Raw genomic sequence first — 24,260 nt, forward strand, 5'->3', positions numbered from 1 at the left:
GGCCGATACAAGCGCCAGACGCTTCGAGAGGGACGAGACGACATGGCCGAATCACCGCGCACCACCTTTCTCACCGTCGCGGAGGTGGCCGACATGGTGCGCGTCTCGCGAATGACGGTCTACCGGTGGGTTCACTCGGGTGAGCTCCCCGCGGTGCGCTTCGGAAGGTCCTTCCGGGTGCCCCAGCAGGCGGTCGAGCAGTTCATGGAGCAGGCCGCGCTCGCGGGAGGGTACCTCACCGAAGATGACGACAAGGGCACTGGCACGGTAGGCTAGGTCCTTGTCTGTCGCGTCCAGCGCGGCCTGGACGCCGGCGTGCTACGGCACGCCTCGCACTTAGTGTCAAAGAACGAGGTAGGTTCCGTGGGTTCCATCATCAAGAAGCGCCGCAAGCGTATGTCGAAGAAGAAGCACCGCAAGCTGCTTCGCAAGACGCGCCACCAGCGTCGCAACAAGAAGTAAGCGCCTCGCGCTTCGCACGCCCGTTCCACCGCAAGGTGGGGCGGGCGTTCTGCGTTCTCGGTCTGTGTCCGTGACCGCGTTCCACACGCCGTCCGTGATGTGAACGTTCTCCCTCTGCAACTCCGGCAGTGAAGCCCGAGCAGAGGGCGCCCGAGTGCAGATCCGGTGTGGAGCACGGTCGGGGCGGGGCGGGGCGGGGCGGGGCGCGGCGCGCGGGCGCCGGACGATGCGGCGCTACAGCTCGCGCGCGGCCTCGGCGTGGCCGCGCGGCCTGCGTCCGACGAGCCGGCGGCAGCCGGCCTTGACGCCGCGCGACACCTGGATGGTCATCCATGCCGCGCCGGTGACGGACGCCTTGACGATCCCGCGGCGGCCGCTCTTGCGTCGCTTGCGGAACTCGCGCACCGGCCAGCCGTGCTGGGAGGCGAGCCGGCGCATCTTCGGGTCAGGGTTGATCGCGCACGGGTGCCCGACCGCCTCGAGCATCCACGCGTCGTTGACCGAGTCTCCGAACGCGAAGCTCGCGGCGAGGTCGATGCCGCGCTCCTCGGCGAGCGCGTTCACCGCGGACGCCTTGTGGGGGCCGTGCAGGAACTCGCCCACGAGGCGGCCCGTGTAGTGGCCGTCGCGGTGCTCGCCGATCGACCCGAGCGCCCCGGTCGCTCCGATGCGGCGCGCGATGAGGCGGCCGATCTCGGCGGGGGACGCGGTGACCAGCCACACCTCGTGGCCGGCGGCCAGGTGCTCGTCGACGATCGCCTTGGTGCCGGGGAAGACGCGGCTCGCGAGGACCTCGTCGTAGACCTCCTCGGCCACGGCGACCATCTCGGCCACCGACCAGCCCTTGATGATCCCGAGCCCGTGCTCGCGCACGCGGTCCATCTGGTCCTTGGACTCGCCGAACATCACGTAGGTGGCCTGCTCGTAGACCAGCTTCACCAGGTCGCGCCAGTTGAAGTAGTCACGCTGCCACAGGGCGCGCGCGAAGTGGAAGGAGCTGGCGCCGCGGATCACCGTGTTGTCGACGTCGAAGAACGCTGCGACGCGCTTCTCGGGTCGCTCGGCATCGGTGGTCACCGTGCAACTCTACCGAGGCCCGGTGCGCCCCCGGCGGCTCCCGGCGCATCACGGCGCGCCTATCCTGACCGCATGCCCCCCCGCGTGACCCTCTACACCCGTGCCGGCTGCCACCTGTGCGTCGATGCCCGCGCGGTGGTCGCGCGCGTGTGCGACGAGGCGGGAGAGACCTGGGCGGACGTCGACATCGACGGCGATGCCGACCTCCGCGCGCGCTACGGCGACGACATCCCCGTCGCGACCGTCGACGGCGAGACCGTGGGCTTCTGGCACATCGACCCCCAGAGGCTGCGCGAAGCACTTTCGTAGGCGGGTGACAATAGGACCCATGTCCCGCGTGCACGTCCTTCGCCACGGCCATGTCCACAACCCCGACGGGGTGCTCTACGGACGGCTGCCGGAGTTCCGCCTGTCCGACGCGGGCGAGCGCATGGCCCAGGCCGTCGCCGACCACCTCGTCGCCTCCGGCGAGCAGATCGGCCGCGTGGTCGCGTCCCCGCTCCTGCGGGCGCAGCAGACCGCCGCGCCCATCGCCGCCGCGTACGGCCTCGACGTCGCCACCGACGACCGCGTGATCGAGGCGGGCAACATCTTCGAGGGCGAGAGGATCCCGCGGCCCGTCGACTTCCTGCGCCCGCGCAACCTCTGGCGCGTGCGCAACCCCCGCACCCCCTCGTGGGGCGAGCCGTACGTCGAGCAGGCGGCCCGCATGCGCGCCGCCATCGCGGACGCCGCCGCGGCGAGCCCCGACGTGCCCACCGTGATCGTCAGCCACCAGCTGCCCATCTGGGTCGCGCGTTGCTCCGCCGAGGGACGCTCCTACGTGCACGACCCGCGCTCGCGCGAGTGCGCCCTCGCATCCCTCACCAGCTTCGACGTCGACGGCGACGCCCTCACCTTCGCCGGCTACTGCGCGCCCGCGGCGCACATCGAGGCCCCCAAGTGAGGCCCGCCGCGCGGATCGCGATCCTGGTCGCGGTCATCGTCGCGATCGTCATCACCCTCGCCGGCTGCGCGCCCGGCGACGCCCCCGACTCGCCCGGATACGTCTCCGGCGACGGCACCGTCACCATCTTCAAGGACGGCGCCGAGGTCGCGCTCGCGGGCACCGACTTCGCGGGCGACACGGTCGACATCGCCGACTACCGCGGCAAGGTGGTGCTCATCAACACCTGGTACGCGTCCTGCCCGCCGTGCCGCGCGGAGGCGCCCAGCATCGTCGAGCTCGACGCCCGCGACGACGTCCAGGTGATCGGCGTCAACGGCAGGGACGATGCGCCGACCGTCGACGCGTTCGACCGCACCTTCGGCGTGGAGTACCCGAGCATCGACGACTCGCAGGGCGCCGCGACGGCGACCCTGCAGGGCATCGTCGCGATGAACGCGGTCCCCACGACCCTCGTCGTCGACACCGAGGGCCGCCTCCACGCGCGCATCATCGGCACCGCCGACCCGTCGACGCTGCGCTCGCTCATCGCCGAGGCCGGCGGCGCGCCCGAGTCCGTCGAGCCGTCCGCCGGGACCGCCGGGTGACGCCCCTCGCCTCCGACGCGTCCTTCGCCGGGATCGCGCTGTCGGGCTCCATGCTCCTGGCGATCCCCGTCGCGGTCGTCGCGGGCCTCGTGAGCTTCGCCTCCCCGTGCGTGGTACCGCTCGTGCCCGGCTACCTCGGCTACGTGTCGGGCATGGCCGGCACCGGCGGCACCGGCAAGGCGTCGAAGCCCAAGCTGGTCGCCGGCGCGCTGCTGTTCGTGCTCGGCTTCTCCGCGGTGTTCGTCACCTTCGGCTTCCTCGCCTCGTCGCTGGGCGCCACGCTCGCGCCGTACCTCACCCTCATCACGCGCCTCCTGGGCGTGGTGATCATCCTGCTCGGCTTCGCGTTCATGGGCGCGGTGCCGTTCCTCCAGGCGGAGAAGCGCATGCACGTGAGCCCGACCGCGGGCCTCGCGGGCGCGCCCGTGCTCGGCGTCGCGTTCGGCCTGGGGTGGACCCCGTGCATCGGCCCGACGCTCGCCGCGGTGTTCACGCTCAGCCTGTCGGAGGCGACCCAGGGGCGCGGCATCGCGCTCGCCGTCGCCTACTGCGTGGGCCTGGGCCTGCCGTTCGTCCTGCTCGCGGCGCTGTTCGAGCGCTCCGGTCGGGTGCTCGGCTGGCTGCGCCGCCACCGTCTCGCGCTCATGCGCGTCGGCGGCGCGCTGCTCATCGTGCTCGGCGTGCTGCTCGTGACGGGCATGTGGGACCGCCTCACCGCGGAGCTGCAGGGCTGGATCGACGCGTTCTGGGTGGCCGTCTGATGGCGCGCATGAAGCTCGACAACTACGTGGTCCCGGCGGCTCCTCGCCTGGGATTCCGCGGCTGGCTGCGGTGGATCTGGCGCCAGGTCACGTCGATGCGTGTCGCGCTCATCCTGCTGCTGCTGCTCGCGCTCGCGTCCATCCCCGGCTCGGTCCTGCCGCAGTGGCCGCAGAACGCCGCCAACACCCGCGAGTTCATGTCCCGGCACGAGTTCTGGGGCCCCCTGCTCGACCGCCTGGGCTTCCTCGACGTGTTCGGCTCCGCGTGGTTCACCGCGATCTACGTCCTGCTGTTCGCGTCGCTGGTCGGCTGCATCGCGCCGCGCGCGGTCCACCACTGGCGCGAGCTGCGCCGCCCCGTCGCCGCGACCCCGCGCTCGCTCAAGCGCTACGACGGCGCCGGGCCCGAGGCCACCGACGTCCCGGTGGACGATGCGGTCGAGGCCGCGCGCACGGCCCTCCGCCCCCGCGCGGGGATCCTCGGCGCGATCACCGGCTACCGCGTGCGCGTCGACCGCCGCGACGACGGCTCGGTCGCGCTCGCGGCCGAGACGGGCCACGTCCGCGAGCTGGGCAACCTGGTCTTCCACGCGTCGCTCGTGCTGCTGCTCCTCGCGGTCGCGTACGGCACTCTCTTCACCTACCGCGGTCAGGCGATCGTGGTCGAGGGACGCTCCTTCACCAACGCGGTGCTCGCCTACGACACCTACTCGTCGGGCAAGCTCTTCAACCCCGCGAACCTCGACCCGTTCACGCTGCGCCTCGACTCGCTCGACGCGGAGTTCTCCGACACGGGCCGCCCGCTGCACTTCCAGGCCAACGTCACCTTCACGGATCCCGGCGCCGAGCCCGTGCAGACCGACATCTCCGTCAACCACCCGCTCGACGCCGACGGCGCCAACGTCTACCTCCAGGGCAACGGCTACGCGCCGGTCATCACCGTCAAGGACGCGGCCGGCGAGGTCGCGTTCTCCGGACCCGTGGTGTTCCTCGCGAAGGACGCCGTGTACACGTCGACCGGCGTCATCAAGGTGCCCGACGTGAGCACGGGCGAGCAGATGGGCTTCAAGGCAACCCTGTACCCGAGCTTCGCGGAGGGGCCCTTCGCGGTCGGGTCGGTCAGCCCGAACCCCGACAACCCGGTGATCGAGATGCTCGCCTACACCGGCGACCTCGGGCTCGACGCGGGCGTCCCCCAGAACGTCTACACGCTCGACGAGACGCACCTCAGCCCCGTGCAGGACGCGGACGGCCAGCCCGTCACGCTGCGCCTCGCGCTGGGCGAGGCCGTCGAGCTGCCCGACGGGCTCGGCTCCGTGAGCTTCGACGCGCTGCCGCGCTACGGCGCGTTCGACCTCCGCTCCGACCCGTCGCTGCCGTGGCTGCTCACCGCGGCGATCCTCACGCTCGCCGGCCTCGCGACGTCGCTGTTCGCGTCGCGCCGCAAGGTCTGGATCGTCGCCCGCGCCGAGGGCGGAACTACAGTGGTCACCGGAGCCGCCCACGCTCCCGCGCACGATGCGGGGGTCGGCGGCGTTCTCGAGCGCGCGATGGCGGCGGCCGTGGGCCGCGACGTCGTCGAGGACGCAGGGGAGAGGGAAGAGGAATGAACGTCACCGACCTGAGCGTGATGGCCCTGGGCGGCGCGACCGTCCTGTACGCGATCGCGATGTTCGCGTACGCGATCCGGCTCGCGCGCGTCGCCGACGAGAAGGTGGCCGCCAAGGCCGCGCGCGTCGTCGACCGCGACGCCGTGGCGGTCGGCGCGGGCGCCCCCGTCGCCGCGCCTGCCGCGCCCCTCGCCGCCGAGGTGACCGTCGCATCGTCCACCCCCAAGCGCTCCGCGAAGGCGGCGGGCATCGCCCGCTCGACCACGCTCATGGGCGCGCTGCTGCACGGCGTGGGGCTGCTCGCGCGCGGCATCGACGCCGGCCACGTGCCGTGGTCGAACATGTACGAGTACACGATCTCGGGCTCGTTCTTCGCGGTCGTCGCGTTCCTCGTCATCCAGCGCCGCAAGGACATCGCGTTCCTGGGCGCGGGCGTCACCGGCATGGCGACCATCGCGCTGGGGCTCGCGCTGACGGTCCTGTACAAGGACGTCGACACCCTGCCGCCGGCGCTGCAGAGCTACTGGCTGCTCATCCACGTCTCGATCGCGACCATCGTGACGGGCATCCTCACCGTGTCCTTCATCGCGACCGTCCTGCAGCTCATGCGCGACTCGCGGGCGCGGGGCACGCGCTGGACCGGCGACCGCGCGCGCTTCCTCGAGGCGGTCCCGACCGCCGCGAAGCTCGAGGCGCTGTCGTTCCGCATGAACGCGGTCGGCTTCGTGCTGTGGACCTTCACCGTGATGGCCGGCGCGATCTGGGCCGAGCACGCGTGGGGCCGCTACTGGGGTTGGGACCCCAAGGAGGTCTGGTCCTTCGTGATCTGGGTCCTCTACGCCGCCTACCTCCACGCCCGCACCACGCAGGGCTGGGCCGGGCGCCGCTCCGCGTGGCTCGCGATCGCCGGCTACGTCGCGCTGATCATGAACTTCACCGTGGTCAACCTGTTCTTCCAGGGGCTGCACACCTACGCGGGGTCCTGACCGGATGAAGATCGCGCTGGTCCTCGACGACTCGATCGACCGGCCCGACGGGGTCCAGCAGTACGTCCTCACCCTCGCGGGCTACCTCACGCGCGCCGGGCACGACGTGCACGTGCTGTGCTCCACCGCGTCCCCGCGACCCGACGTCACGGTGCACTCGCTCGCCCGGAACGTCGGCGTGACGTTCAACGGCAACGGCCTGCGGATCCCGCTGCCGACGTCGCGCCGCGCGATCCGCGCGGTGCTCGCGCGCGAGCGCTACGACGTGATCCACGTCCAGACCCCGCACTCCCCGCTGTTCGCGGCGCGCGTGGTCGACGAGGCGCGGGCCCTCTTCGGCGACGCCGTGCGCATCGTCGGTACGTTCCACATCCTGCCCGACGGGCGCGTGTCGTCGTGGGGCACGCATGTCCTCGGGCGCGTGCTGCGGCGCAACCTCCGCCGGTTCGACGCGTTCCTCGCGGTGTCGGCGCCCGCGGCGTCGTTCGCCGCGTCCGCGTTCGGGATCTCAGCGCGCGTGGTGCCGTGCCCGGTCGACGTGGCCGGCTTCGCGGCGGCGGGATCCGGGGCCGCGGAGGCGCGCTCCGAGGCGGCCGTGCCCGGGGTGGACCGCCCGCTCGTGGTCGCGTTCCTGGGTCGGCTGGTGGAGCGCAAGGGCGTGCTGGAGCTGGTGCGCGCGCTCGCGGAGCTGCCCGACGAGGTCCAGGACCTCATCGAGGTGCGCCTCGGGGGCCGCGGGCCGCTGCTGGGCGAGGTCGAGGCCGCCGTCGAGGCGAACGGGCTCGAGCGGGTCGCCCTGCCCGGCTTCGTCGCCGAGGAGGACAAGGCGGCGTTCTACGCCTCCGCCGACATCGCGGTGTTCCCCGCGACGGGCGGCGAGAGCTTCGGCATCGTGCTGGTCGAGGCGATGGCCTCGGGCGCGGGCGTGGTGCTCGCGGGGGCCAACCCGGGCTACCTGTCGGTGATCGGGTCCCGGCCCGAGGTCAGCGTGGACGCGCGCGACACCGAGGCGTTCGCGGACGCGCTCGAGCGGCTGGTGCTCGACGCGGACCTGCGGGCCGAGCTCCATGCCGCGCAGGCCGCCGGCGTGCTCCGGTTCGACGTGGAGACCGTCGGCGCCCAGGTGGTGGAGGCCTACCGGGGCTGAGCGGGCCGCGCCCGCGCTCCCGCGCAAGATTGAGATCCCGCCCACGAAAGCGGGGTGCTTTCCTCGGGGAGGATCAAAGTTCCCGATCGGGGCTCGCGCGACGTCCCTCCGCCCACAGGTGTAACGTTAAACTAACGCCACCTCGCAAGGAAGCAGGGAAGCATGAGCCGCACCGCCCGCGCCGTCATCGACCTCGACGTCACCGGCGACGTCATCAGCCGCCACCTCTACGGGCACTTCGCCGAGCACCTCGGACGGTGCATCTACGGGGGCTTCTGGGTGGGCGAGGACTCGGAGCTGCCCCACACCGACGGCATCCGCCAGGACGTGGTCGACGCGCTGCGCGCGCTCGAGGTGCCCAACCTGCGCTGGCCCGGCGGCTGCTTCGCGGACGAGTACCACTGGCGCGACGGCATCGGCCCGCGCGAGGACCGCCCCACCATGGTGAACACCCACTGGGGCGACGTGGTCGAGGACAACAGCTTCGGCACCCACGAGTTCATGCGGCTGTGCGAGCTGCTCGAGGCCGACCCGTACATCGCGGGCAACCTCGGCAGCGGCACCGTGCGGGAGATGAGCGAGTGGGTCGAGTACCTCACGCGCGACGGCGACAGCCCGATGGCCCGCCTGCGCCGCGAGAACGGCCGCGCCGAGCCGTGGCGCGTGCCGTTCTGGGGCCTGGGCAACGAGGCGTGGGGCTGCGGCGGGACGATGTCCGCGCGCCACTACGCGGACGAGGCGCGCCGCTACGCGACCTACTGCAAGGACCACGGCGACAACCGCCTCTACCGGATCGCCGCGGGCGCCGCCGACGACGACCTGCGCTGGACCCGCGCCCTCATGGAGGCCGTCGCGTGCCTCGGCTGCGGCGGCAGCGACCGGCCGGTGTTCCAGGCGGTCTCGTTCCACTACTACACGCACTCCGGCGAGGGCATCAACACGGTGTCCGCGACCGACTTCACCGACGAGCAGTACCTCCGCACGCTCGCGCACGCGTTCGCGGTCGAGCGCGTGATCGCCGGCCACGTCGCCGTGATGGACGCCTACGACCCGGACGGCCGCCTCGGGCTCGTGTGCGACGAGTGGGGCACGTGGTGGAGCGTCGAGCCCGGCACCAACCCCGGCTTCCTGTACCAGCAGAACACGGTGCGCGACGCGCTCGTCGCGGGCGTCCACCTCGACGTGTTCCACCGCCACGCGCGCCGCCTCACCATGGCGAACATCGCGCAGACGGTGAACGTCCTCCAGGCGATGGTCCTCACCGACGACGACGGCGGCCTGGTCCTCACCCCGACCTACCACGTGTTCGAGATGAACAAGGGACACCAGGACGCGACCGCCGTCCCGACCCACCTGGTCGATGCGCCCGCGCTCGCGGTCGACGACAGCAGCGTGCCCGCGGTGTCGATGTCGGCCTCGGTGCGCGGCGGCACGGCGCTCGTGTCGGTGACGCACACGGCGGCCGATGCGCCGCTCGACCTCGCGATCGACCTGCGCGGGCGCGCGGTGACGGTGCGGCGGGCGCGCGTGCTCACCGCGGACTCGGCCGCGGCGTTCAACGACGCTCAGGCGCCCGACCGGGTGGCGCCGCGCCCGCTCGACGTCGCCCTCGAGGGGGGCCTCCTGCGGCTCACCCTGCGACCGCACGCGTTCGCGACGATCGAGCTCGAGCTGCGCGAGGGCTGACTCAGCGCGTGGTCGCGCGCTCGAGGAGCACGGCGGGAGGCGCGACGTGCTCCGCCGGCCCCGTCTCGCCGGACAGGCGGCGCAGGAGCAGCCGCACCGCCTCGTCCGCCATCGCGTCGTTGCGCGGATCGACGGTGGTGAGGGCCGGCACGGCGAAGCGCGCGGCCTCGGTGGCGTCCCAGCCGACCACCTGCACGTCCGCCGGGACGCGCCGGCCACCCTCGGCCAGCGCCGCCAGGGCGCCGATCGCGGCTGAGTCCGTCAGCCCCAGCACCGCGTCGAAGGCGACGCCCGCGGCGCTCAGCCGGGCCACCGCATCGTGCCCCGCCTCCAGGCCGACGCCGCCGCCCACGACGAGCGCCGGGTCGGGCTCGAGCCCGCGCTCGCGGTGCGCCTCGAGCCAGCCGCGCGTGCGCAGGGAGGACATGGAGGGCTCGTCGGCGAGCGAGCCGCCGATCACCGCCACCCGGGTGGCGCCGCGGTCGAGCAGCAGGCCCGTCGCCAGGCGCGCGCCGCCGACGTTGTCCATCGCGACGTGGTCGAGCCGCGGGGACGAGGCACGCTCGCCCAGCAGCACCATGGGGCGCGCGGGGTCGAGCGCCTCGAGGTCGCGCGCGCTGCCGCCGGCGAGCGCGAGGAGCAGGCCGTCGTACGCGTCGAGGCGCGAGCGCTCGAGCACGGCGAGCTCCTCGGTGACGGCGCCGAGGGTGCGCTCGACCACGAGCCGCAGGCCGTGGCCCGCGAGCCGGTCCGCGAGCCGCGCCGCGAGCTCGCCGTAGTAGGGCGACGTGAAGTCCGGCACCGCGAGGGCGATGGTGCCGCTGCGCCCCTGCCGGAGCTGGCGTGCGGGCACGTTGACCCGGTAGGCCAGCGACTCGATGGCGGCGAGCACGCGGGCCCGGGTGTCGTCGCTCACGCGGCCCGCCCGGCCGTTGACCACGTTGGACACCGTCATCACGGAGACGCCCGCCAGCCGCGCCACATCTGACATCGTGGCGGGGCCGGCGGGCGTCTCGGTCATGCGTGCATTCTTGCGTGCGCGTCGCTCGCGCGGCGCATCCCAGGGGTCAGAGCGTCGCGGCGGCTCCCCGGGTCACGGTCGTGGCGACCACGCGCGGGTCGGCCGTGGTCACCGCGTGCGTGTCGCCGATGAGGCGCAGGTGGGCCTCGGTCGCGCGGTCGGCGCACGAGCCGCCGACCCACAGCTCGACCGGGCCGGGCTCCACGACGCGCGTGTACGTGCGGTCCGAGAACGCGAGACGGCCGGCCGGCACGTCGAACGTCACGGTGGCGGACTCGCCGGGCTCGAGCGCGACCCGCGCGAAGCCGACGAGCTGCGCGACGGGGCGGGTGACCGAGCGGGACGGCGTGTGCGCGTAGAGCTGGACCACGTCCGCGCCTGCACGGCCGCCGACGTTGCGGACCGTCACCGTGACCTCGAACGCGCCCGCGGTGGAGGCCTCGGGTGCGACCGTGAGGCCCGTGTGCTCGAACGCGGTGTACGCGAGGCCGAACCCGAACGGGCGCACCGGGGTGCTGTCCGTGGACGTCACCTCGGAGGGCCCGCCCAGCGGGGGGTGCAGATACGAGAACGGCTGCGCCCCGGCGGAGCGCGGCATCGACACCGGCAGGCGGCCCGACGGACCCGTCTCGCCGGCGATGATCGCGGCGATCGCGCGGCCGCCCTCCTCGCCGGGGAAGAAGGCCTGGAGCACCGCGCGCGGGGTCGCCGCGCCGTCGAGCGCCCAGTCGAGCGCGTACGGGCGCCCCGTGAGGGCGACCATCACGGCCGGCGTGCCGGTCGCGACGACCTGCTCGACCAGCCGGCGCTGCACGCCGGGCAGGTCGAGGCTCTCCGCGTCGTTGCCCTCGCCGACGGTGCCGCGCCCGAAGAGCCCCGCGCGGTCGCCGACCGCGACGACCACCGCATCGGCCTCCCGCGCCGCCGCGACGGCCGCGTCGAGGCCCGACGCGTCCGTGCCCTCGACGTCGCAGCCCTGGACGTACGAGATCTCCGCGTCGGGCAGCGCGTCGCGCAGCGAGTCGAGCAGCGTGGGCACCTCGAAGCCCATCGGCGTCCCCGGGTGGTGCGCGAGGACGTGGTTGGCGAACGAGTAGCAGCCCATCATCGCCGAGCGCGAGTCCGCGTTGGGGCCGATCACCGCGATGCGGCGGGGCCGCGCGGGGCCCGCGAACGGCAGCGTGCCGTCGTTCGACAGGAGGACCACCGAGCGCTCGGCGAGGGTGCGGGCGAGGGCACGATGCGCGGGGGAGTCGAGGTCGATGCTCGTGGGCGGCGCGGAGAAGTCCGCGTCGAGCAGGCCCAGCTCCTCCTTCTGCGCGAGCAGGCGCAGCACGGCGCGGTCGACGAGCGCCTCGGCATCCGTGTCCCCGGCGAGCGCCAGATAGGCGTCGCCGGAGGGCAGCTCGACGTCGACGCCCGCAGACAGCGCGAGGCGCGCGGCGGCCGCCTTGTCCACGGCGACCCGGTGCATCGTCTCGAGGAACGCGACCGCGAAGTAGTCGGCGACCACGACGCCGTCGAAGCCCCAGCGCTCCCGGAGCACCCCGGTGAGGAGCTCGGGGTCGGACGCGACGGGCACGCCGTCGATCTCGGCGTAGGAGTTCATGACGGAGCGCACGGCGCCGTCGATGACCGCCATCTCGAACGGCGGCAGGAACACGTCCTGCAGCTCGCGCCGGCCGGCGTGGACCGGGGCGTGGTTGCGTCCCGCCTGCGAGCCCGAGTAGCCCACGAAGTGCTTGAGCGTCGCGTGCACGCCCGCGGACTGGAGGCCGCGCACGTACGACGTGCCGATCACGCCGACCACGTACGGGTCCTCCGCGATGCACTCGTCGACGCGCCCCCAGCGGGGGTCGCGGATGACGTCGAGCACGGGCGCGAGGCCCTGGTGGATGCCGAGCTCGCGCATCGACCCGCCGATCGCGGCCGCCATCTCCTCGACGAGCTCCGGGTCGAACGACGCGCCCCACGCGAGCGGCGTCGGATACGTCGCCGCCTTCCAGGCCGCGAGGCCCGTCAGGCACTCCTCGTGGACCAGCGCGGGGATGCCCAGCCGCGTCTCCGTCTGGAGCCGGCGCTGCTCGGCCCACAGCCACTCGGCGCGCGCGACCGGGTCGACCGGGCGCGTGCCGTACACGCGGGTGAGGTGGCCGATGCCGAGCGCGACGGCCTCGTCGTAGCGGCCGGAGGCCTTCATCTCGCCGGCCATCGGCGCGACGATCTCGTCTCCCTGGTCCACCCAGAAGCCGACGATCTGGGCGATCTTCTCCTCGAGCGTCATCCGCTCGTGGAGCCGCCTCACGCGGTCGGACACCGCGGGACGGTCGGTGGTGCTGCTGTGCATGGTCTCGATTCCTTGGGTCGTGCGTGGTCGATGGCCGCCGGGGCCGGGACGGCGTGCGTCAGCCCTTCACCGCACCGGTGAGACCGCCGACGATGCGACGCTCGAAGAGGCTGAAGAACACGAGGGCGGGGATCATCGACAGGGACGTGAAGGCAAGGACCTTCGCGGTGTCGACCGAGTACTGCGAGGCGAAGGCCTGCACGCCGAGCGGCAGCGTGTAGGACTCCTCCTTGTTGAGGATGAACAGGGGCAGCATGTAGCTGTTCCAGCTCGCGATGAAGGCGAGGATGCCGACCGTGATGACGCCGGGCTTGGACAGCGGGATCACCATGCGCCAGAAGAAGCCGAGCCTGCTGCAGCCGTCCATCGACGCCGCCTCCTCGAGCTCGCGGGGCAGCGAGCGGAGGAACGGCACCAGGATGATGATCGTGATCGACAGCTGGAACGCGACCTGCGGCACGATCACGCCGGCGAGCGAGTTCATCAGGCCGAGGCTGCGCACCAGGATGTACAGCGGCGTGATCGCGACCGTCATGGGGAACATGAGGCCCGCGGCGAACACCGAGTACAGGACTCCCTTGCCCTTGAACGAGTAGCGCGCGAGCACGTAGGCCGCCATCACGCCCAGCACGACCACGAGGATGGTGGTCACCGCCGCCGCGATGGTGGAGTTGGCCACCTCGCGCCAGAACGTGGTCGAGCCGAGCACGTTGGAGTAGTTCTCGATGCGCCAGTCGGTGGGCAGACCCGCCGGATCCTGGGTGATCTCGGCGTTCGAGCGGAAGCCGCCGATGATGATGTACGCGATGGGCGCGACGATCACGGTGACGAGCAGCAGCGCGACGAAGTAGATGCCGAGGTTGGCGCGCTTCTCGTGGCCGCCGCCGCGCGGGGCCTTGGCCGAGGAGGTGCGCGGGGCGAGGGTCGTGGCGGACATCAGCGGGTCCCTCCGGTGACGGCGCCCTCGGTGTCGCGCCGGAGCACGAACCGCTGGTAGAGCAGGGCGACTGCGAGCGAGATGAGGAAGATCACGACGGCGACGGCGTTGCCGTAGCCGTAGCTGCCGGCGTTGCGGCCCGACGAGACCATGTAGGTCGCCATCGTCGAGGTGCCCGCGGTCTCCGCGACGTATTGGCCCCAGATGATGTAGACGAGGTCGAACAGCTGGAGCGAGCCGATGATCGACAGGAACGCCCAGATGCGCAGCGTCGGGCCCATGAGCGGCAGCGTGATGCGGCGCTGGATCTGCCAGTAGGAGGCGCCGTCGATGGCCGCGGCCTCGGTGATCTCCTCGGGGATGCCCTGGAGGCCGGCGAGGAACAGGATCACCGCGAAGCCGATGTACTTCCAGGTGATGACCGCCATCAGGGTCCAGATGGCGATCGACGGGTCGGACAGCCAGTCCTGCGCGAGGCTGCCGAGCCCGACCTTGTCGAGCAGGCCGTTGAGCGCGCCGTTGGAGGACAGGATGAGCGCCCACCCGGTGCCGACGACGACCTCGGAGATCACGTACGGCGCGAAGATGAGGATGCGCAGCCCCGACTGGAACCGCATCTTGCGGTTGAGCAGCAGCGCGAGGCCCATGGCGATGGGGCCCTGGATGACCAGCGACAGCACCACGATGATGACGTTGTGCTTGAGCGCGGCCTGGAACGCGTCGTCCTGGAGGATCACCTGGTAGTTGCGCAGGCCCACGAAGTCGGTGGCGGGGCCGTAGCCGCTCCAGCTGAAGAAGCCGTAGTAGGCCGCGATGATCACCGGGAAGATGACGAACGCGAGGAAGATGAGGAGGGCCGGTCCCGCGAGCAGCGCGATCTCGGCGCGCATGCCCCAGCGGCGGCGGGAGGTCCCGCGCGGGAGCGGGGACGATGCGTGCGCACCGTCCCCGCCCGTCGCGGGCTCCGTGGTGGTGGCGGGCGCCTGGGTGGCGCTGCCGTTCAGAGGAGCCATGACGTGTCCGCCGATCAGCCCTTGAGGGCCGCTTCGTTGACGGCGTCGACGATGTCCTGCGGGGTGCCGTTGCCGGCGAGCATGTCGACGACCGCGACGTTGAGGGCGTTGCCGACGTTCTGGCCGTACATCGTGTCGAGCCAGAGCACCACGTACGGCGCCTCGTTGTAGGCCTCGAGGAGCTTGGTGAGGGCCGGGTCGGTGACCGCGCCCTGCGCCTCGCTGCTCGCGGGGATGGTCTGGAAGGCCTTGGCGTAGGCCTCCTGGTTGGCCTTCTCCGAGATGAAGTCGAGGAAGTCCACGCACTCCGCGGGGGCGTCCACGTAGCAGGAGTAGCCGTCGGCGCCGGACATCATGGCGCCGGCCTCGCCGTCACCGCCGTCGATCGCCGGGAACGGGAACCACGCGAGGTCGGGCAGCGCCTTCTCGTCGGGCGTGAGCGAGGCGATGACGCCCGGGTCCCACGCGCCCATGAGCTCCATCGCGGCCTGGTGGTTGGCGACGAGGCCCGCCGAGGAGCCCGCGCCCTGCTGGGCCGAGGTGGTGAGGAAGCCCTTGTTGAACGGGTCCGTCTTGGCGAAGGTCTGGAGGTCGTCGCCGGCCCGCAGCCAGCAGTCGTCATCGAACGAGCGCGTGCTCGCGGCCTGGTTGATCGCGTCCTGCGAGCACTCGCGGAGCGCGAAGTTGTAGTACCAGTGCGCCGCCGGCCACGCGTCCTTGGCGCCCACGGCGATCGCGTCGACGCCGGAGTCCTTGAGCTTGGTGACGTCGGTGTTGAGCTCGTCGAGCGTGGTCGGGGTGTCGGAGATGCCCGCCGCGTCGAACATGTCCTGGCTGTAGAAGAAGCCCTCGGGCAGGATCGCGGTGGGGACGCCGTAGACCTTGCCGTCGATCGTGAAGGCGCTCATGCCGCCGCCGAGCGCGGACTTGGTGGCGTCGCTGATCTTGTCGGTGAGGTCCATGACCTGGTTGGCCTTGACGACGTCGGCGAGCTTGCCGCCGCCGCGGGCCATGAAGATGTCGGGGGCGTCGCCCGAGTTGAGGGCGGTCTGGAGCTTGCCGTCCATGTCCTCGTTCTGGATGGACTGCACCTCGACGGTGACGTTCGGGTACTTCTCGTGGAACGCCGTCGCCATGTCCTGCCAGTACTGCATGCCGTCACCCGTGGTGGAGTTCTGCCACAGGGTGAGGGTGACCGGGCCGCCGTCGGCGCCCGAGCTCGAGCCGTCGGAGCTGCCGTCCGAGCTGCACGCCGTCAGCGCGAGCGCGCCCACGGCCGCCAGAAGTGCGCCTGCGCGCATTCGGGTGGACTTCATCTGATGACACCTGTCTCTCTTCATTGAGCGGCGGCCCTCCGTTGGGTCGCCGTAGCGGTGCGGCCGTCGGGGCCTCCGTCGGCCCCGGCCTGTGTCACGCCGCCCCGCGGACGGGTTGGCGAGGTCGAGTATCAGTACGCCCCGGAAGGGGTGTCAAATGTTTTCGAAAACCTTTTTCATCCCGTAATCTACGGAGCATGGGCCAACGTCCGACCATCCGTGACATCGCCGAGGCTGCCGGTGTCTCGATCTCGACCGTCTCGAAGGCGGTGAACGGCCGCTACGGCATCGCCCAGGAGACGGTCGACCGGGTGATGGCCGTCGTCGAGGAGATGGGCTACGAGTCGAGCCTCGTGGCGAGCCGCATGCGCGGCATGCGCACGGGCGTCGTCGGGGTGCTCGTCGCCGAGTTCGAGCCGTTCAGCGCCGAGATCCTCAAGGGCGTCGGCGCCGCCGTGGCGGAGGCGCACTACGACCTCCTGGCCTACTCGGGCGCGTACGGCGCCGAGCGCGTCGGCTGGGAGGTGAAGTCGCTGCGGCGGCTCAGCGGCAGCCTCATCGACGGCGCGATCCTCGTGACGCCGTCCGTGCTCGTCCCTGTCGCCGACGTGCCCATCGTCGCGATCGACCCCCACCTGGGTCCGGTCGACATCCCCACCGTCGAGAGCGACAGCCTCGGCGGGGCCGTCACCGCGGTGCGCTACCTCATCGAGCTCGGGCACACCCGCATCGGCTTCGTGGCGGGCCGCCCCGACCTGCGCTCGTCGCGCGCCCGCGACGCCGGCTACCGCAAGGCGCTGTCGGAGGCCGGTATCGCGGTCGACCCGAACCTCATCCGCGTGGGCTTCTACGACCAGGAGACGGCGCGCGACCGGGCGCGCTCGCTGCTGAGCCAGCCGCAGCGTCCGACCGCCGTGTTCGCGGCGAACGACGTCTCGGCGATCGCGATCGTCGACGTCGCCCGCGAGCTCGGGCTCGATGTGCCGCGCGACCTGTCGGTGGTGGGCTTCGACGACGTGCTCGAGGCCTCGCGCATGGACCCGCCGCTGACCACCGTGCGCCAGCCGATGCGCCGGCTCGGCATCGCCGCCACGGAGATGCTCACGCGCCTCATGAGCGGCGAGGAGGTCACGGACCGCCACGTGGTCCTGCCGACGCAGCTCATCGCGCGCGCGACCACGGCGCCGCCGCGCCGCTGACCCGGGGCCCGGCTACCGACCCTCGCCGGTGCCCTTCCGACGCCGCGCCTGCTCGCGCAGCCACGCGAGGTACTCGGGATCGTCGTCCGGCGCCACGGGTCGCCCACGCTGCTCGGGGGCGGGGTCCGGCCGGGTGCGGCTCAGCACGATCCACGCGAGCGCACCCACGTACGGCAGCAGCACGATGATCGCCGCCCACAGCCACTTCGGCAGCCCGTACGGGTCCCTCTCGGGGCGCTGCATCGCGTCCGACAGCGCGTACGTGACGAGCCCCAGGTACAGCAGGAAGGGAAGGACGCGGCCCATCGTCCAAGCGTACGCCGGGTACCGTTGACGCATGAGCGTTCTGTCCTACTGGGGTGCCCGCACGGGCATCTTCCTCGCCGTCCTCGGGATCCTGTGGGCGGTGGGCTGGCAGGACATCATGGTGTTCTTCGCGGCATTCGTGGTCGCGTGGCTCGTGTCGTACCTGCTCCTGCCCGGCATGCGGCTGCGTGCGGGCGAGCAGATGGACGGGTGGATCTCGCGGTCCGAGAAGGGCCTGCGCGAGGCCGACGCCGAGGAGGACGCCGAGATCGGCGCCGTGGACGATGCGGCGGAGGCGGCGGACGACGAGCGCCGCCCGCACGGGTCGCGCTAGCTACAGCGCGAGCCCCACGGCGAGCAGCAGGCCGTACGCGAGGCCCACGCCGCTGATCCCCTGGAACATCACCCCGAAGTTCCGGCCGGACGCGCCCATGCGCATCCCGAACGCGATGATGACGGACGGCAGCGCGACCACGGTCGAGATCAGCACCCACGGGTGCGCGAACGAGATCAGCACCGAGCACACGATCGGCAGCGTCACCGCGCCCGCGAACAGCTGGCGCGCGCGCAGCTCGCCCACCTTGACCGCGAGGGTGCGCTTGCCCGCGAGCGCGTCCGTCTCGAGGTCGCGGATGTTGTTGACCAGCAGCAGCGCGACCGCGTAGAGCCCCACGCCCACCGACGCCACCGCCGCCCACCACGTCACGTGCCCGGCCTGCGTGACCATCGTGCCCAGCAGCGCGATCGGGCCGAAGAACGCGAACACGCTCACCTCGCCCCAGCCGGCGTACCCGTAGGGGCGCGAGGTCCCGGTGTACGTCCACGCCGCGACGATCGCGACGGCGCCCACCGCGAGCAGCCACCACATGCCGACCCACGCGACCAGCGCGAGGCCGAGCACGGCGCCCACGGCGAACGACAGGTACGCGGCGAGCTTGACGGAGCGCGGCAGCGCCTTGCCCGACGCGACCAGGCGCTCGGGGCCGATGCGGTCGATGTCGGTGCCGCGGATGCCGTCCGAGTAGTCGTTCGCGTAGTTCGACCCGACCTGCAGCGCGATCGCGACGCCCGCCGCGAGCAGCGCGGGGCCCAGGCGGAAGCCGTCCTCCGCGATCGCCGCCGCCGAGCCCACGATGACCGGCACCGCGCCGGTCCACAGGGTGCGGGGTCGCGCTCCGGCGATCCAGTCGGCGGTCGTGGTCATCGGTCCTCCTCGCTCGCCAGCACCCGGGCGGCCGGCCGGTCAATCTTCCCACCCGCGGTGCGGGGCACGGGCGCGTGGACGATGCGCTTGGGCCGCTCGTACGGGGCGAGACGTTCGAGCGCGGCGGCGAGCGACGCATCGTCCACCGTGCCCTCGACCACCGCGACGACGGCCTGGCCCCACTCGGGGTCGGGCACGCCGACCACCGCGGCGGCGGTCGCGCCGGCGCGCTCGAGCGCGAGCTCGATGGCCTGCGGGTGGACCTTGACGCCGCCGGTGTTGATGACGTGGTCGGCGCGGCCGAGCACGGCGAGGCGGCCGTCGCGCAGCTCGCCGAGGTCGCTCGTGACGAACCAGCGGGTGTCCTCGTCCACGAGGAAGGCGGAGTCGTCGCCGTCGGCGTAGCCGTCCGCGAGGGTCGGGCCGGACAGCAGGATGCGGCCGTCGTCGCGGAGGCGGACGCGCACGCCGTCGAGCGGGGCGCCGTCGTACACGCAGCCGCCGGAGGTCTCGCTCATGCCGTACGTGCGCACCAGGTTCGCGGGCTCCTCGCCGCGCGGCAGGGGGGCGCCGCCGACGAGCACCGCGTCGTAGGAGGCGAGCGCGTCGCGGCCCGCGGGGTCGTCGAGCAGGCGGCGCACCTGCGTGGGGACGAGCGAGACGTGGCGGCGGCCGGCGGGCATGCGCGCGGTGGCCTCGGCGAAGGCGGCGGCGGTGAACGGGCCGCCGGGCATCTCGACCAGCGCGGCGCCTGCGATCCGCGCGCGCGCCACGACCATCGCGCCGCCGATGCGCGTGGCCGGGATCGCGAGCAGCCATGCGGCCTCGCCGCCTAGGCGCCGCGCGGTGAGGTCCGCCGACGCGCGGATCGCCGCCGTGGGGACGAGCACCTCGCGCGGGGCGCCCGTCGACCCGGACGTCGCGGCGGCGACGCCGCGCGCCCGCCCGGCCAGCGCATCGTCCACGGCGGCGAGCGGATGGTCGGCGAGGCGCGCGTAGGTCACGCGGACCAGCCTAGGGTGCCCCCTACACTCGTCGGCATGACAGCGATGCACAAGGCCGGCGCCCTCGTGGCCGCCGCGGCGGTGACCCTGCTCGCGGCGTGCTCCCCGAGCACCGAGAGCGGTCCCCGCACCACCGTGACGCCCGAGTCGTCCCCGGCGGTGTCCGCCGTGTCGCTGCCGCCCGCGCCCGCGGACCCGCGGCCCGCGGTGACCTGGCCGCTGACCGGGCTCGACGCCACCGACGCGACGAAGAAGGGGCTGGCCCGCGCCGCGCTCGCGATCAAGATCGAGAACACGGCCGACGCGCGCCCCCAGGAGAACCTCGACAAGGCCGACGTGGTGTTCGAGGAGTACGTCGAGGCGGGCATCTCGCGCTTCATCGCCGTGTTCCAGTCGAGCTACCCGACGTCGGTGGGCCCGATCCGCTCGATGCGCCCCATGGACCGCAACATCATGGGCTCGTTCGGCGGCCCGCTGATCTTCTCCGGCGCGCAGAACCGCTTCATCGACGCGACGGTGGCGTCCGGCCAGGACATCATCACGCAGGACGTGGGCGACTACGGCTTCTACCGCACCGCGGACAAGGTCGCGCCGCACAACCTCCACGGCTACCTCGCGCAGTTCGCCGAGCAGACCGACGCGAAGGCGCCCGAGCAGCAGTGGGACATCGCCTACCCGGCGAGCCTCGCGACCGCGCAGGTCGAGGGCAAGGGCGCCTCGTCCATCGACATCGACATGTCGCGCTTCTCGCAGCCGCAGTGGCGGTGGGACAAGTCCGCGGGCGTGTGGAAGCGCTACGAGGCCGGCGCGCCGCACGTCACGACGGACGGCACGCAGCTGTCGGCGTCCAACGTCGTGATGCTGTGGGTGACCGTGCAGTACACCAGCGGCTCGGCGACGTCGTCGGTGCCCGAGACGCTCGTGGCCGGGAAGTCCGGCAACGGGTTCGTGGTGTCGGGCGACAAGATGGTGAAGATCACGTGGAGCAAGAAGGGCCAGTTCAAGCCCTTCGAGCTCACCACCGTCGACGGCGACCCGGTGGCGCTGGCCCCGGGCAAGACGTGGTTCGAGCTCATCCCGAACCGCGGCATCGCGAACACGACGTCGATCACCATCAAGTAGCCCGCGGGCGGGCGCCTGCCGTGGGCGGGCGTCCCGGCGCGGGGTGCGAGAGCGCCGGCCCGGGCGCGCCGCCTATCGCGCGACGTACCGGGTGTCCGAGCGGCGCTCCTTGAGGTACGTGTTGCCGTAGTACCGGATCGCGATGCGGCCCTGGGGCAGCGCGCTCGTGGTCACCTTGGCCGTGTAGACGGAGCCCGAGCGCGTCAGCGTGACCTTGCCCGAGACCGCCGTCGTGCCCACGTACAGGCGCACGGCGCCCGACTCTGCGGCGACCGGGCTCGCGACGGTGACCACCAGCGTGGCCTTCGCGCCGCGCCGGACCGCGGTCGTCGCGGAGGAGCTCAGGGTCGGGGTGGCCTTGATCACGGTCGCGCGGACCGTGGTCGCGGACGCCTTCGCCTTGGCGGATCCCCCGTAGGCGACCGTGAGCGTGCGGGTGCCCGGCGCCCACGTCGCCGGCGTGGCGATCGTGGCCTTGCCCGACGCGAGCGTCGCGGTGCCCTTCCAGGTCCCCGCGGTCACCGTCACCTTGCCGGTGGGCGTGGGGGAGCCGACGACCGTGACGGTGACCTTCCCGTGCGTGCCGTAGGCGACCTTCGTGGCCGTCGCCTTGGTGGTGGTGGCGACCTTCGCCTTGACGGTGAGCGTCCGCGTCGCCGAGGAGCCGCTCACACCCGCGGCGCCCGAGTACACGGCGCGCACCTGGTGGGTGCCCACCGCGAGGCTCTTCGACAGCGGCGCGTCGACGCTGCCGCCGCTCAGCCCGTACGTGCCGCGCTTCGCGCCGTCGACGTAGAACGTCACGGTGCCGCCGCCGACCGCGTGGGACGACGTCACGGTGGCGTGGGCCACGGCCCACGAGCCCGCGTACACGGCGGGCGCCGACATCGCGGTGGAGGACGCCGCCGCGGTGGTTCCCGCGGTCACCTTGACGGTGGCGACGCCGTCCGCGATGGACACCACGTCGAGCGTGAACAGCCCGGTCGGGTCGACGAACTGCTCGCCGGCCTGGAACGACGTGTCCAGCACGCCGCCCGCGCGCTTCTGCGCGAACTGGTACAGCTCCGACGAGTCGGGGCCCCACGTCACGGTGACGCCGGGCTCGTAGCGAGCGGTCACGCCGTTCGGCGCGAGGTCGCCCGTCAGCGCGAAGAACGCCGTGGCGTCCTCGCCGGTGCCGGCGCGGTACTCGAGGGTGTAGGTGAACCGCTCCCCGTCGCGCGTCTCGCCGAAGGTGGCGGCCGTCACGCCCGTGCCGGACGCGCTGTCCGCCAGCGTGATGACCTTCGCGGCGCCGGAGCCGCGCGTCACCGTGATGGCCTGGGTGCCGTCGGCGTAGCCGGGCAGGTCGAGGAACCGGCGCGACTGCGCGGGCAGGGTCGCCGGCGCGAGCGAGCCGATGCTCGCCGCCATGGGCCCGTACGCCGCGTAGTACTCGGCGAAGCCGCTGCTCGTGGCGAACGGGTCGCCCCAGATGAGGTCCGCGTGGCCCAGCCCGAGGTTGTGACCGAGCTCGTGCACGGTCGCCGACAGCAAGGGCTCCGGGATGTGCACGTAGCCGCCGCTCATGCCCGCGCCCACCGTCGCGATGCCCGCGTAGTCCCACGTGCAGCTCGTCGGCGTGTACACGAGGAGGTGGTTGGTGCCCGCGTCGAACGAGACGTTCGGGAACAGCGCCGCCGCCTGGGTCCACAGCGAGTACGCGTCGACGGTGGCGCACGTGTCGGTGACGGTCATGGTCGCGGAGCCGGCGACCGTGAACGTGCCGATCGCGCCGCGTGCCTCCCGGACCCAGTAGTCCGCGGCGGCGAGCGCATCGGCCCTGGCGGTCGCGAGCGGCACGGCGCCGGTGGCGGCGGGGTCCGCGACGGTCACCACGTACGCGCGGTGCGCCGCGACGGTCGCGGTCGCGGCGGTCGGCTCGAGGACGGTGGCCGCGCGCACCTGGCCGTCCTCGACGGTGGTGCTCACGGTCGCGCCCGTGTCGATGCCGTCGAGCGCGTCGCCCGTGACGGGGGTCACCGTGCCGTCGTCCTCGACCAGGACGTGCGCCGGGGTGCTCTCGCCGGGGGTCTCGGCGATCACGTCGAGGACGCGGCCGTCGACCGCTTCGCCCGTGGAGGCCGCGATCGACGCGGTGGACGCCGTTGACGCGGCCGCGGTGGTGAGGGTGAGGGCCAGCGCGACCGTGGCGCTGACGAGGAGGTGGGCCGTCCGGCGCGGGGCGTGGGTCACAGCGCGAGGCTAGCGGCAGGCGAACAGGGATGATGCACGCCGTGCCGTGGGCGCGCGCATGATGGAGGGATGATCACCGTCCTCACGGGCGCCGGCGTCTCGACCGGCGCGGGCATCCCCGACTTCCGCGGGCCGGACGGCGTGTGGACGCGTCATCCCGAGCGCGCGCGGCTGCTCGAGATCGACGTGTTCGTCGGCGACCGCGACGCGCGCATCGAGGGCTGGCGGGACTGGGCCGCGCACGGCGCGTGGTCGGCGCGGCCCTCGCCCGCGCATCGTGCCCTCGCCCGCCTGGTCGCGGCCGGCGCGTGCGACACGATCCTCACGCAGAACATCGACGGCCTCCACCAGGCCGCCGGCACCCCGGACGATGCGGTGGTCGAGATGCACGGCCGCCTCGCCACCACGACGTGCCTGGGATGCGGCCTCTCCCTCGCGACGCGCGAGGTGCTCGAGGTGCTCCCCGAGACCCCCGACCCCCGCTGCCCGTACTGCGGCGGCCTCCTCAAGCCCGACGTCGTCTACTTCGGCGAGGCGCTGCGCGCGCGGGACCTCGAGCGCGCGGACCGGGCGGCGCGCTCGTGCGACACGTTCGTGGCGGTCGGCACCACGCTGCAGGTCTACCCCGTGGCCGCGCTCGCGGGCACCGCCGTCGCGGCCGGCGCGTCCCTCGTGATCGTCAACGCGTCCCCCACGGGCTACGACCGGGACGCGTCGCTCGTGGTGCGCGAGCCCATCGAGGAGGCCGTGCCGCGGCTCGTCGACGAGTGGCTGGCCTGAGCCTCGCGGGAGAGCGAACCACCTCGTAGGCGCGGTGGTACGGTGCCGCAACGGGAGGGGGTCCGGATGCCTGGAGGCGGTGCGGATGCGGAGCGGCGGCCGGGGCGGTCGCGCGTGCCGCGGGCGGTCGACGTCGCGTTCGCCCTGGGCATCCTCTCGCTCGTCGCGGGCCTGCTCTTCCTGCTCGCGCTTCCGGGTATCGCGTTCGGCCTCGGGTCCATGCCGTCCGCCACGGACGACCTGCGGCTGCCCGCGGACATGTTCCTCGTGCTCGTCGCCCTGCCTGCGCTGACGGGCATCGCCGTGCTGGTGCGCGCGCGTGCCGTGCGGGAGGGCGCGCGGGTCGGCCCGCACGCACCGGCGGCCGTGGCGCGCGCGACGCGGGCGGTCCGGCTGGCATGGGCGGGCATCGGGCTCGGCGCCCTGCCCTGGTGCGCGGTGGCGATGTACGTGCTGACGCACGGCGTCGGCGGCGTGTCCTGGGCCTGACCCGGGGGCGTCGACTGCGACGCGA

General features: G+C 72.9%; 25 protein-coding genes. 15 read left to right on the plus strand and 10 right to left on the minus strand.

What is annotated here, in order from left to right; all coding sequences use genetic code 11:
• The first annotated feature begins 42 nt into the window (after positions 1 to 42).
• The gene (locus AOM04_RS04065) at positions 43 to 276 is read left to right on the plus strand and encodes a helix-turn-helix domain-containing protein (protein ID WP_062462761.1); all 234 of its coding nucleotides are present in this window, start codon (positions 43 to 45) and stop codon (positions 274 to 276) included.
• Positions 277 to 363: 87 nt separating this feature from the next.
• The gene (locus AOM04_RS14250; RefSeq protein ID WP_074789180.1) at positions 364 to 462 is read left to right on the plus strand and encodes a 30S ribosomal protein bS22; all 99 of its coding nucleotides are present in this window, start codon (positions 364 to 366) and stop codon (positions 460 to 462) included.
• A gap of 234 nt (positions 463 to 696) precedes the next feature.
• On the opposite strand, the gene AOM04_RS04070 is transcribed toward AOM04_RS14250, so the two are convergent.
• On the minus strand, positions 697 to 1,539 hold the full coding sequence (locus AOM04_RS04070) for an HAD family hydrolase (RefSeq protein WP_062462765.1): 843 nt from the start codon (positions 1,537 to 1,539) through the stop codon (positions 697 to 699).
• A 72-nt stretch (positions 1,540 to 1,611) separates the two neighbouring features.
• Between AOM04_RS04070 and AOM04_RS04075 the strand changes: the two genes are divergently transcribed.
• From AOM04_RS04075 to AOM04_RS04110, 8 genes are all read left to right on the plus strand, one after another.
• On the plus strand, positions 1,612 to 1,848 hold the full coding sequence (locus AOM04_RS04075; RefSeq protein WP_062462768.1) for a glutaredoxin family protein: 237 nt from the start codon (positions 1,612 to 1,614) through the stop codon (positions 1,846 to 1,848).
• Positions 1,849 to 1,867: 19 nt separating this feature from the next.
• On the plus strand, positions 1,868 to 2,485 hold the full coding sequence (locus AOM04_RS04080) for a histidine phosphatase family protein (RefSeq protein ID WP_082104369.1): 618 nt from the start codon (positions 1,868 to 1,870) through the stop codon (positions 2,483 to 2,485).
• On the plus strand, positions 2,482 to 3,072 hold the full coding sequence (locus AOM04_RS04085) for a TlpA family protein disulfide reductase (protein ID WP_228373609.1): 591 nt from the start codon (positions 2,482 to 2,484) through the stop codon (positions 3,070 to 3,072). Before AOM04_RS04080 ends, AOM04_RS04085 begins: the two co-directional genes overlap by 4 nt.
• Entirely contained in the window at positions 3,069 to 3,833 is a 765-nt protein-coding gene (locus AOM04_RS04090) for a cytochrome c biogenesis CcdA family protein (protein WP_369401314.1), read from the plus strand. Before AOM04_RS04085 ends, AOM04_RS04090 begins: the two co-directional genes overlap by 4 nt.
• Positions 3,833 to 5,443: a cytochrome c biogenesis protein ResB gene (gene resB, locus AOM04_RS04095; RefSeq protein ID WP_062462771.1), complete on the plus strand. Its 1,611-nt coding sequence runs from the start codon at positions 3,833 to 3,835 to the stop codon at positions 5,441 to 5,443. The genes AOM04_RS04090 and resB overlap by 1 nt, the downstream gene beginning before the upstream one ends.
• Positions 5,440 to 6,429 carry a c-type cytochrome biogenesis protein CcsB gene (gene ccsB, locus AOM04_RS04100; protein ID WP_062462774.1) on the plus strand — a complete coding sequence of 330 codons (990 nt, stop codon included), beginning with the start codon at positions 5,440 to 5,442 and terminating at the stop codon, positions 6,427 to 6,429. The genes resB and ccsB overlap by 4 nt, the downstream gene beginning before the upstream one ends.
• A 4-nt stretch (positions 6,430 to 6,433) precedes the next feature.
• Positions 6,434 to 7,576: a glycosyltransferase family 4 protein gene (locus AOM04_RS04105; protein WP_062462777.1), complete on the plus strand. Its 1,143-nt coding sequence runs from the start codon at positions 6,434 to 6,436 to the stop codon at positions 7,574 to 7,576.
• Between the two features lie 162 nt (positions 7,577 to 7,738).
• A complete protein-coding gene (locus tag AOM04_RS04110; protein ID WP_062462781.1) occupies positions 7,739 to 9,262 on the plus strand; it encodes an alpha-N-arabinofuranosidase in 1,524 nt (507 codons plus the stop codon).
• 1 nt (position 9,263) lies between these two features.
• Here the strand turns inward: AOM04_RS04110 and AOM04_RS04115 are convergent, their stop codons facing one another.
• The 5 genes from AOM04_RS04115 to AOM04_RS04135 are packed head-to-tail and all read right to left on the minus strand — an operon-like array spanning position 9,264 to position 15,896.
• Positions 9,264 to 10,283, minus strand: a complete 1,020-nt coding sequence (locus AOM04_RS04115; RefSeq protein ID WP_062462784.1) for a LacI family DNA-binding transcriptional regulator — start codon at positions 10,281 to 10,283, stop codon at positions 9,264 to 9,266.
• A gap of 46 nt (positions 10,284 to 10,329) precedes the next feature.
• Positions 10,330 to 12,630 carry a beta-xylosidase/alpha-l-arabinosidase gene (locus tag AOM04_RS04120; RefSeq protein WP_062462787.1) on the minus strand — a complete coding sequence of 767 codons (2,301 nt, stop codon included), beginning with the start codon at positions 12,628 to 12,630 and terminating at the stop codon, positions 10,330 to 10,332.
• 58 nt (positions 12,631 to 12,688) lie between these two features.
• Positions 12,689 to 13,567, minus strand: coding sequence for a carbohydrate ABC transporter permease (locus AOM04_RS04125; protein ID WP_062462790.1), 879 nt, complete (start codon positions 13,565 to 13,567; stop codon positions 12,689 to 12,691).
• Complete coding sequence (locus AOM04_RS04130; RefSeq protein WP_062462793.1) at positions 13,567 to 14,580, minus strand: carbohydrate ABC transporter permease; 1,014 nt, start codon at positions 14,578 to 14,580, stop codon at positions 13,567 to 13,569. The genes AOM04_RS04125 and AOM04_RS04130 overlap by 1 nt, the downstream gene beginning before the upstream one ends.
• A gap of 14 nt (positions 14,581 to 14,594) precedes the next feature.
• On the minus strand, positions 14,595 to 15,896 hold the full coding sequence (locus AOM04_RS04135; RefSeq protein WP_062462795.1) for an extracellular solute-binding protein: 1,302 nt from the start codon (positions 15,894 to 15,896) through the stop codon (positions 14,595 to 14,597).
• Between the two features lie 197 nt (positions 15,897 to 16,093).
• On the opposite strand from AOM04_RS04135, the gene AOM04_RS04140 reads away from it, so the two are divergent.
• The gene (locus AOM04_RS04140) at positions 16,094 to 17,095 is read left to right on the plus strand and encodes a LacI family DNA-binding transcriptional regulator (protein ID WP_062462798.1); all 1,002 of its coding nucleotides are present in this window, start codon (positions 16,094 to 16,096) and stop codon (positions 17,093 to 17,095) included.
• A gap of 12 nt (positions 17,096 to 17,107) precedes the next feature.
• Here the strand turns inward: AOM04_RS04140 and AOM04_RS04145 are convergent, their stop codons facing one another.
• Positions 17,108 to 17,401: a PLD nuclease N-terminal domain-containing protein gene (locus AOM04_RS04145; RefSeq protein ID WP_062462801.1), complete on the minus strand. Its 294-nt coding sequence runs from the start codon at positions 17,399 to 17,401 to the stop codon at positions 17,108 to 17,110.
• A 31-nt stretch (positions 17,402 to 17,432) separates the two neighbouring features.
• Here AOM04_RS04145 and AOM04_RS04150 point away from each other — a divergent pair, with 31 nt between their 5' ends.
• Complete coding sequence (locus AOM04_RS04150) at positions 17,433 to 17,735, plus strand: DUF4229 domain-containing protein (protein WP_062462804.1); 303 nt, start codon at positions 17,433 to 17,435, stop codon at positions 17,733 to 17,735.
• Here AOM04_RS04150 and AOM04_RS04155 read toward each other — a convergent pair whose 3' ends face one another.
• Together AOM04_RS04155 and AOM04_RS04160 are read right to left on the minus strand one after the other, a co-directional pair.
• Positions 17,736 to 18,605, minus strand: coding sequence for a 1,4-dihydroxy-2-naphthoate polyprenyltransferase (locus tag AOM04_RS04155; protein ID WP_062462806.1), 870 nt, complete (start codon positions 18,603 to 18,605; stop codon positions 17,736 to 17,738).
• On the minus strand, positions 18,602 to 19,609 hold the full coding sequence (locus AOM04_RS04160) for an AMP-binding protein (protein ID WP_062462809.1): 1,008 nt from the start codon (positions 19,607 to 19,609) through the stop codon (positions 18,602 to 18,604). Before AOM04_RS04160 ends, AOM04_RS04155 begins: the two co-directional genes overlap by 4 nt.
• Positions 19,610 to 19,645: 36 nt before the next feature.
• Between AOM04_RS04160 and AOM04_RS04165 the strand changes: the two genes are divergently transcribed.
• Positions 19,646 to 20,731: a DUF3048 domain-containing protein gene (locus AOM04_RS04165; protein ID WP_169816410.1), complete on the plus strand. Its 1,086-nt coding sequence runs from the start codon at positions 19,646 to 19,648 to the stop codon at positions 20,729 to 20,731.
• 72 nt (positions 20,732 to 20,803) lie between these two features.
• Here AOM04_RS04165 and AOM04_RS04170 read toward each other — a convergent pair whose 3' ends face one another.
• On the minus strand, positions 20,804 to 22,966 hold the full coding sequence (locus tag AOM04_RS04170; protein WP_062462814.1) for an Ig-like domain repeat protein: 2,163 nt from the start codon (positions 22,964 to 22,966) through the stop codon (positions 20,804 to 20,806).
• A gap of 69 nt (positions 22,967 to 23,035) precedes the next feature.
• Here AOM04_RS04170 and AOM04_RS04175 point away from each other — a divergent pair, with 69 nt between their 5' ends.
• Positions 23,036 to 23,746, plus strand: a complete 711-nt coding sequence (locus AOM04_RS04175) for an SIR2 family NAD-dependent protein deacylase (RefSeq protein ID WP_062462817.1) — start codon at positions 23,036 to 23,038, stop codon at positions 23,744 to 23,746.
• 66 nt (positions 23,747 to 23,812) lie between these two features.
• Complete coding sequence (locus AOM04_RS04180; protein WP_156160605.1) at positions 23,813 to 24,235, plus strand: hypothetical protein; 423 nt, start codon at positions 23,813 to 23,815, stop codon at positions 24,233 to 24,235.
• Positions 24,236 to 24,260 lie beyond the last annotated feature (25 nt).

The organism is Demequina soli (genome assembly GCF_000971195.1).
Lineage (GTDB): Bacteria > Actinomycetota > Actinomycetes > Actinomycetales > Demequinaceae > Demequina > Demequina soli.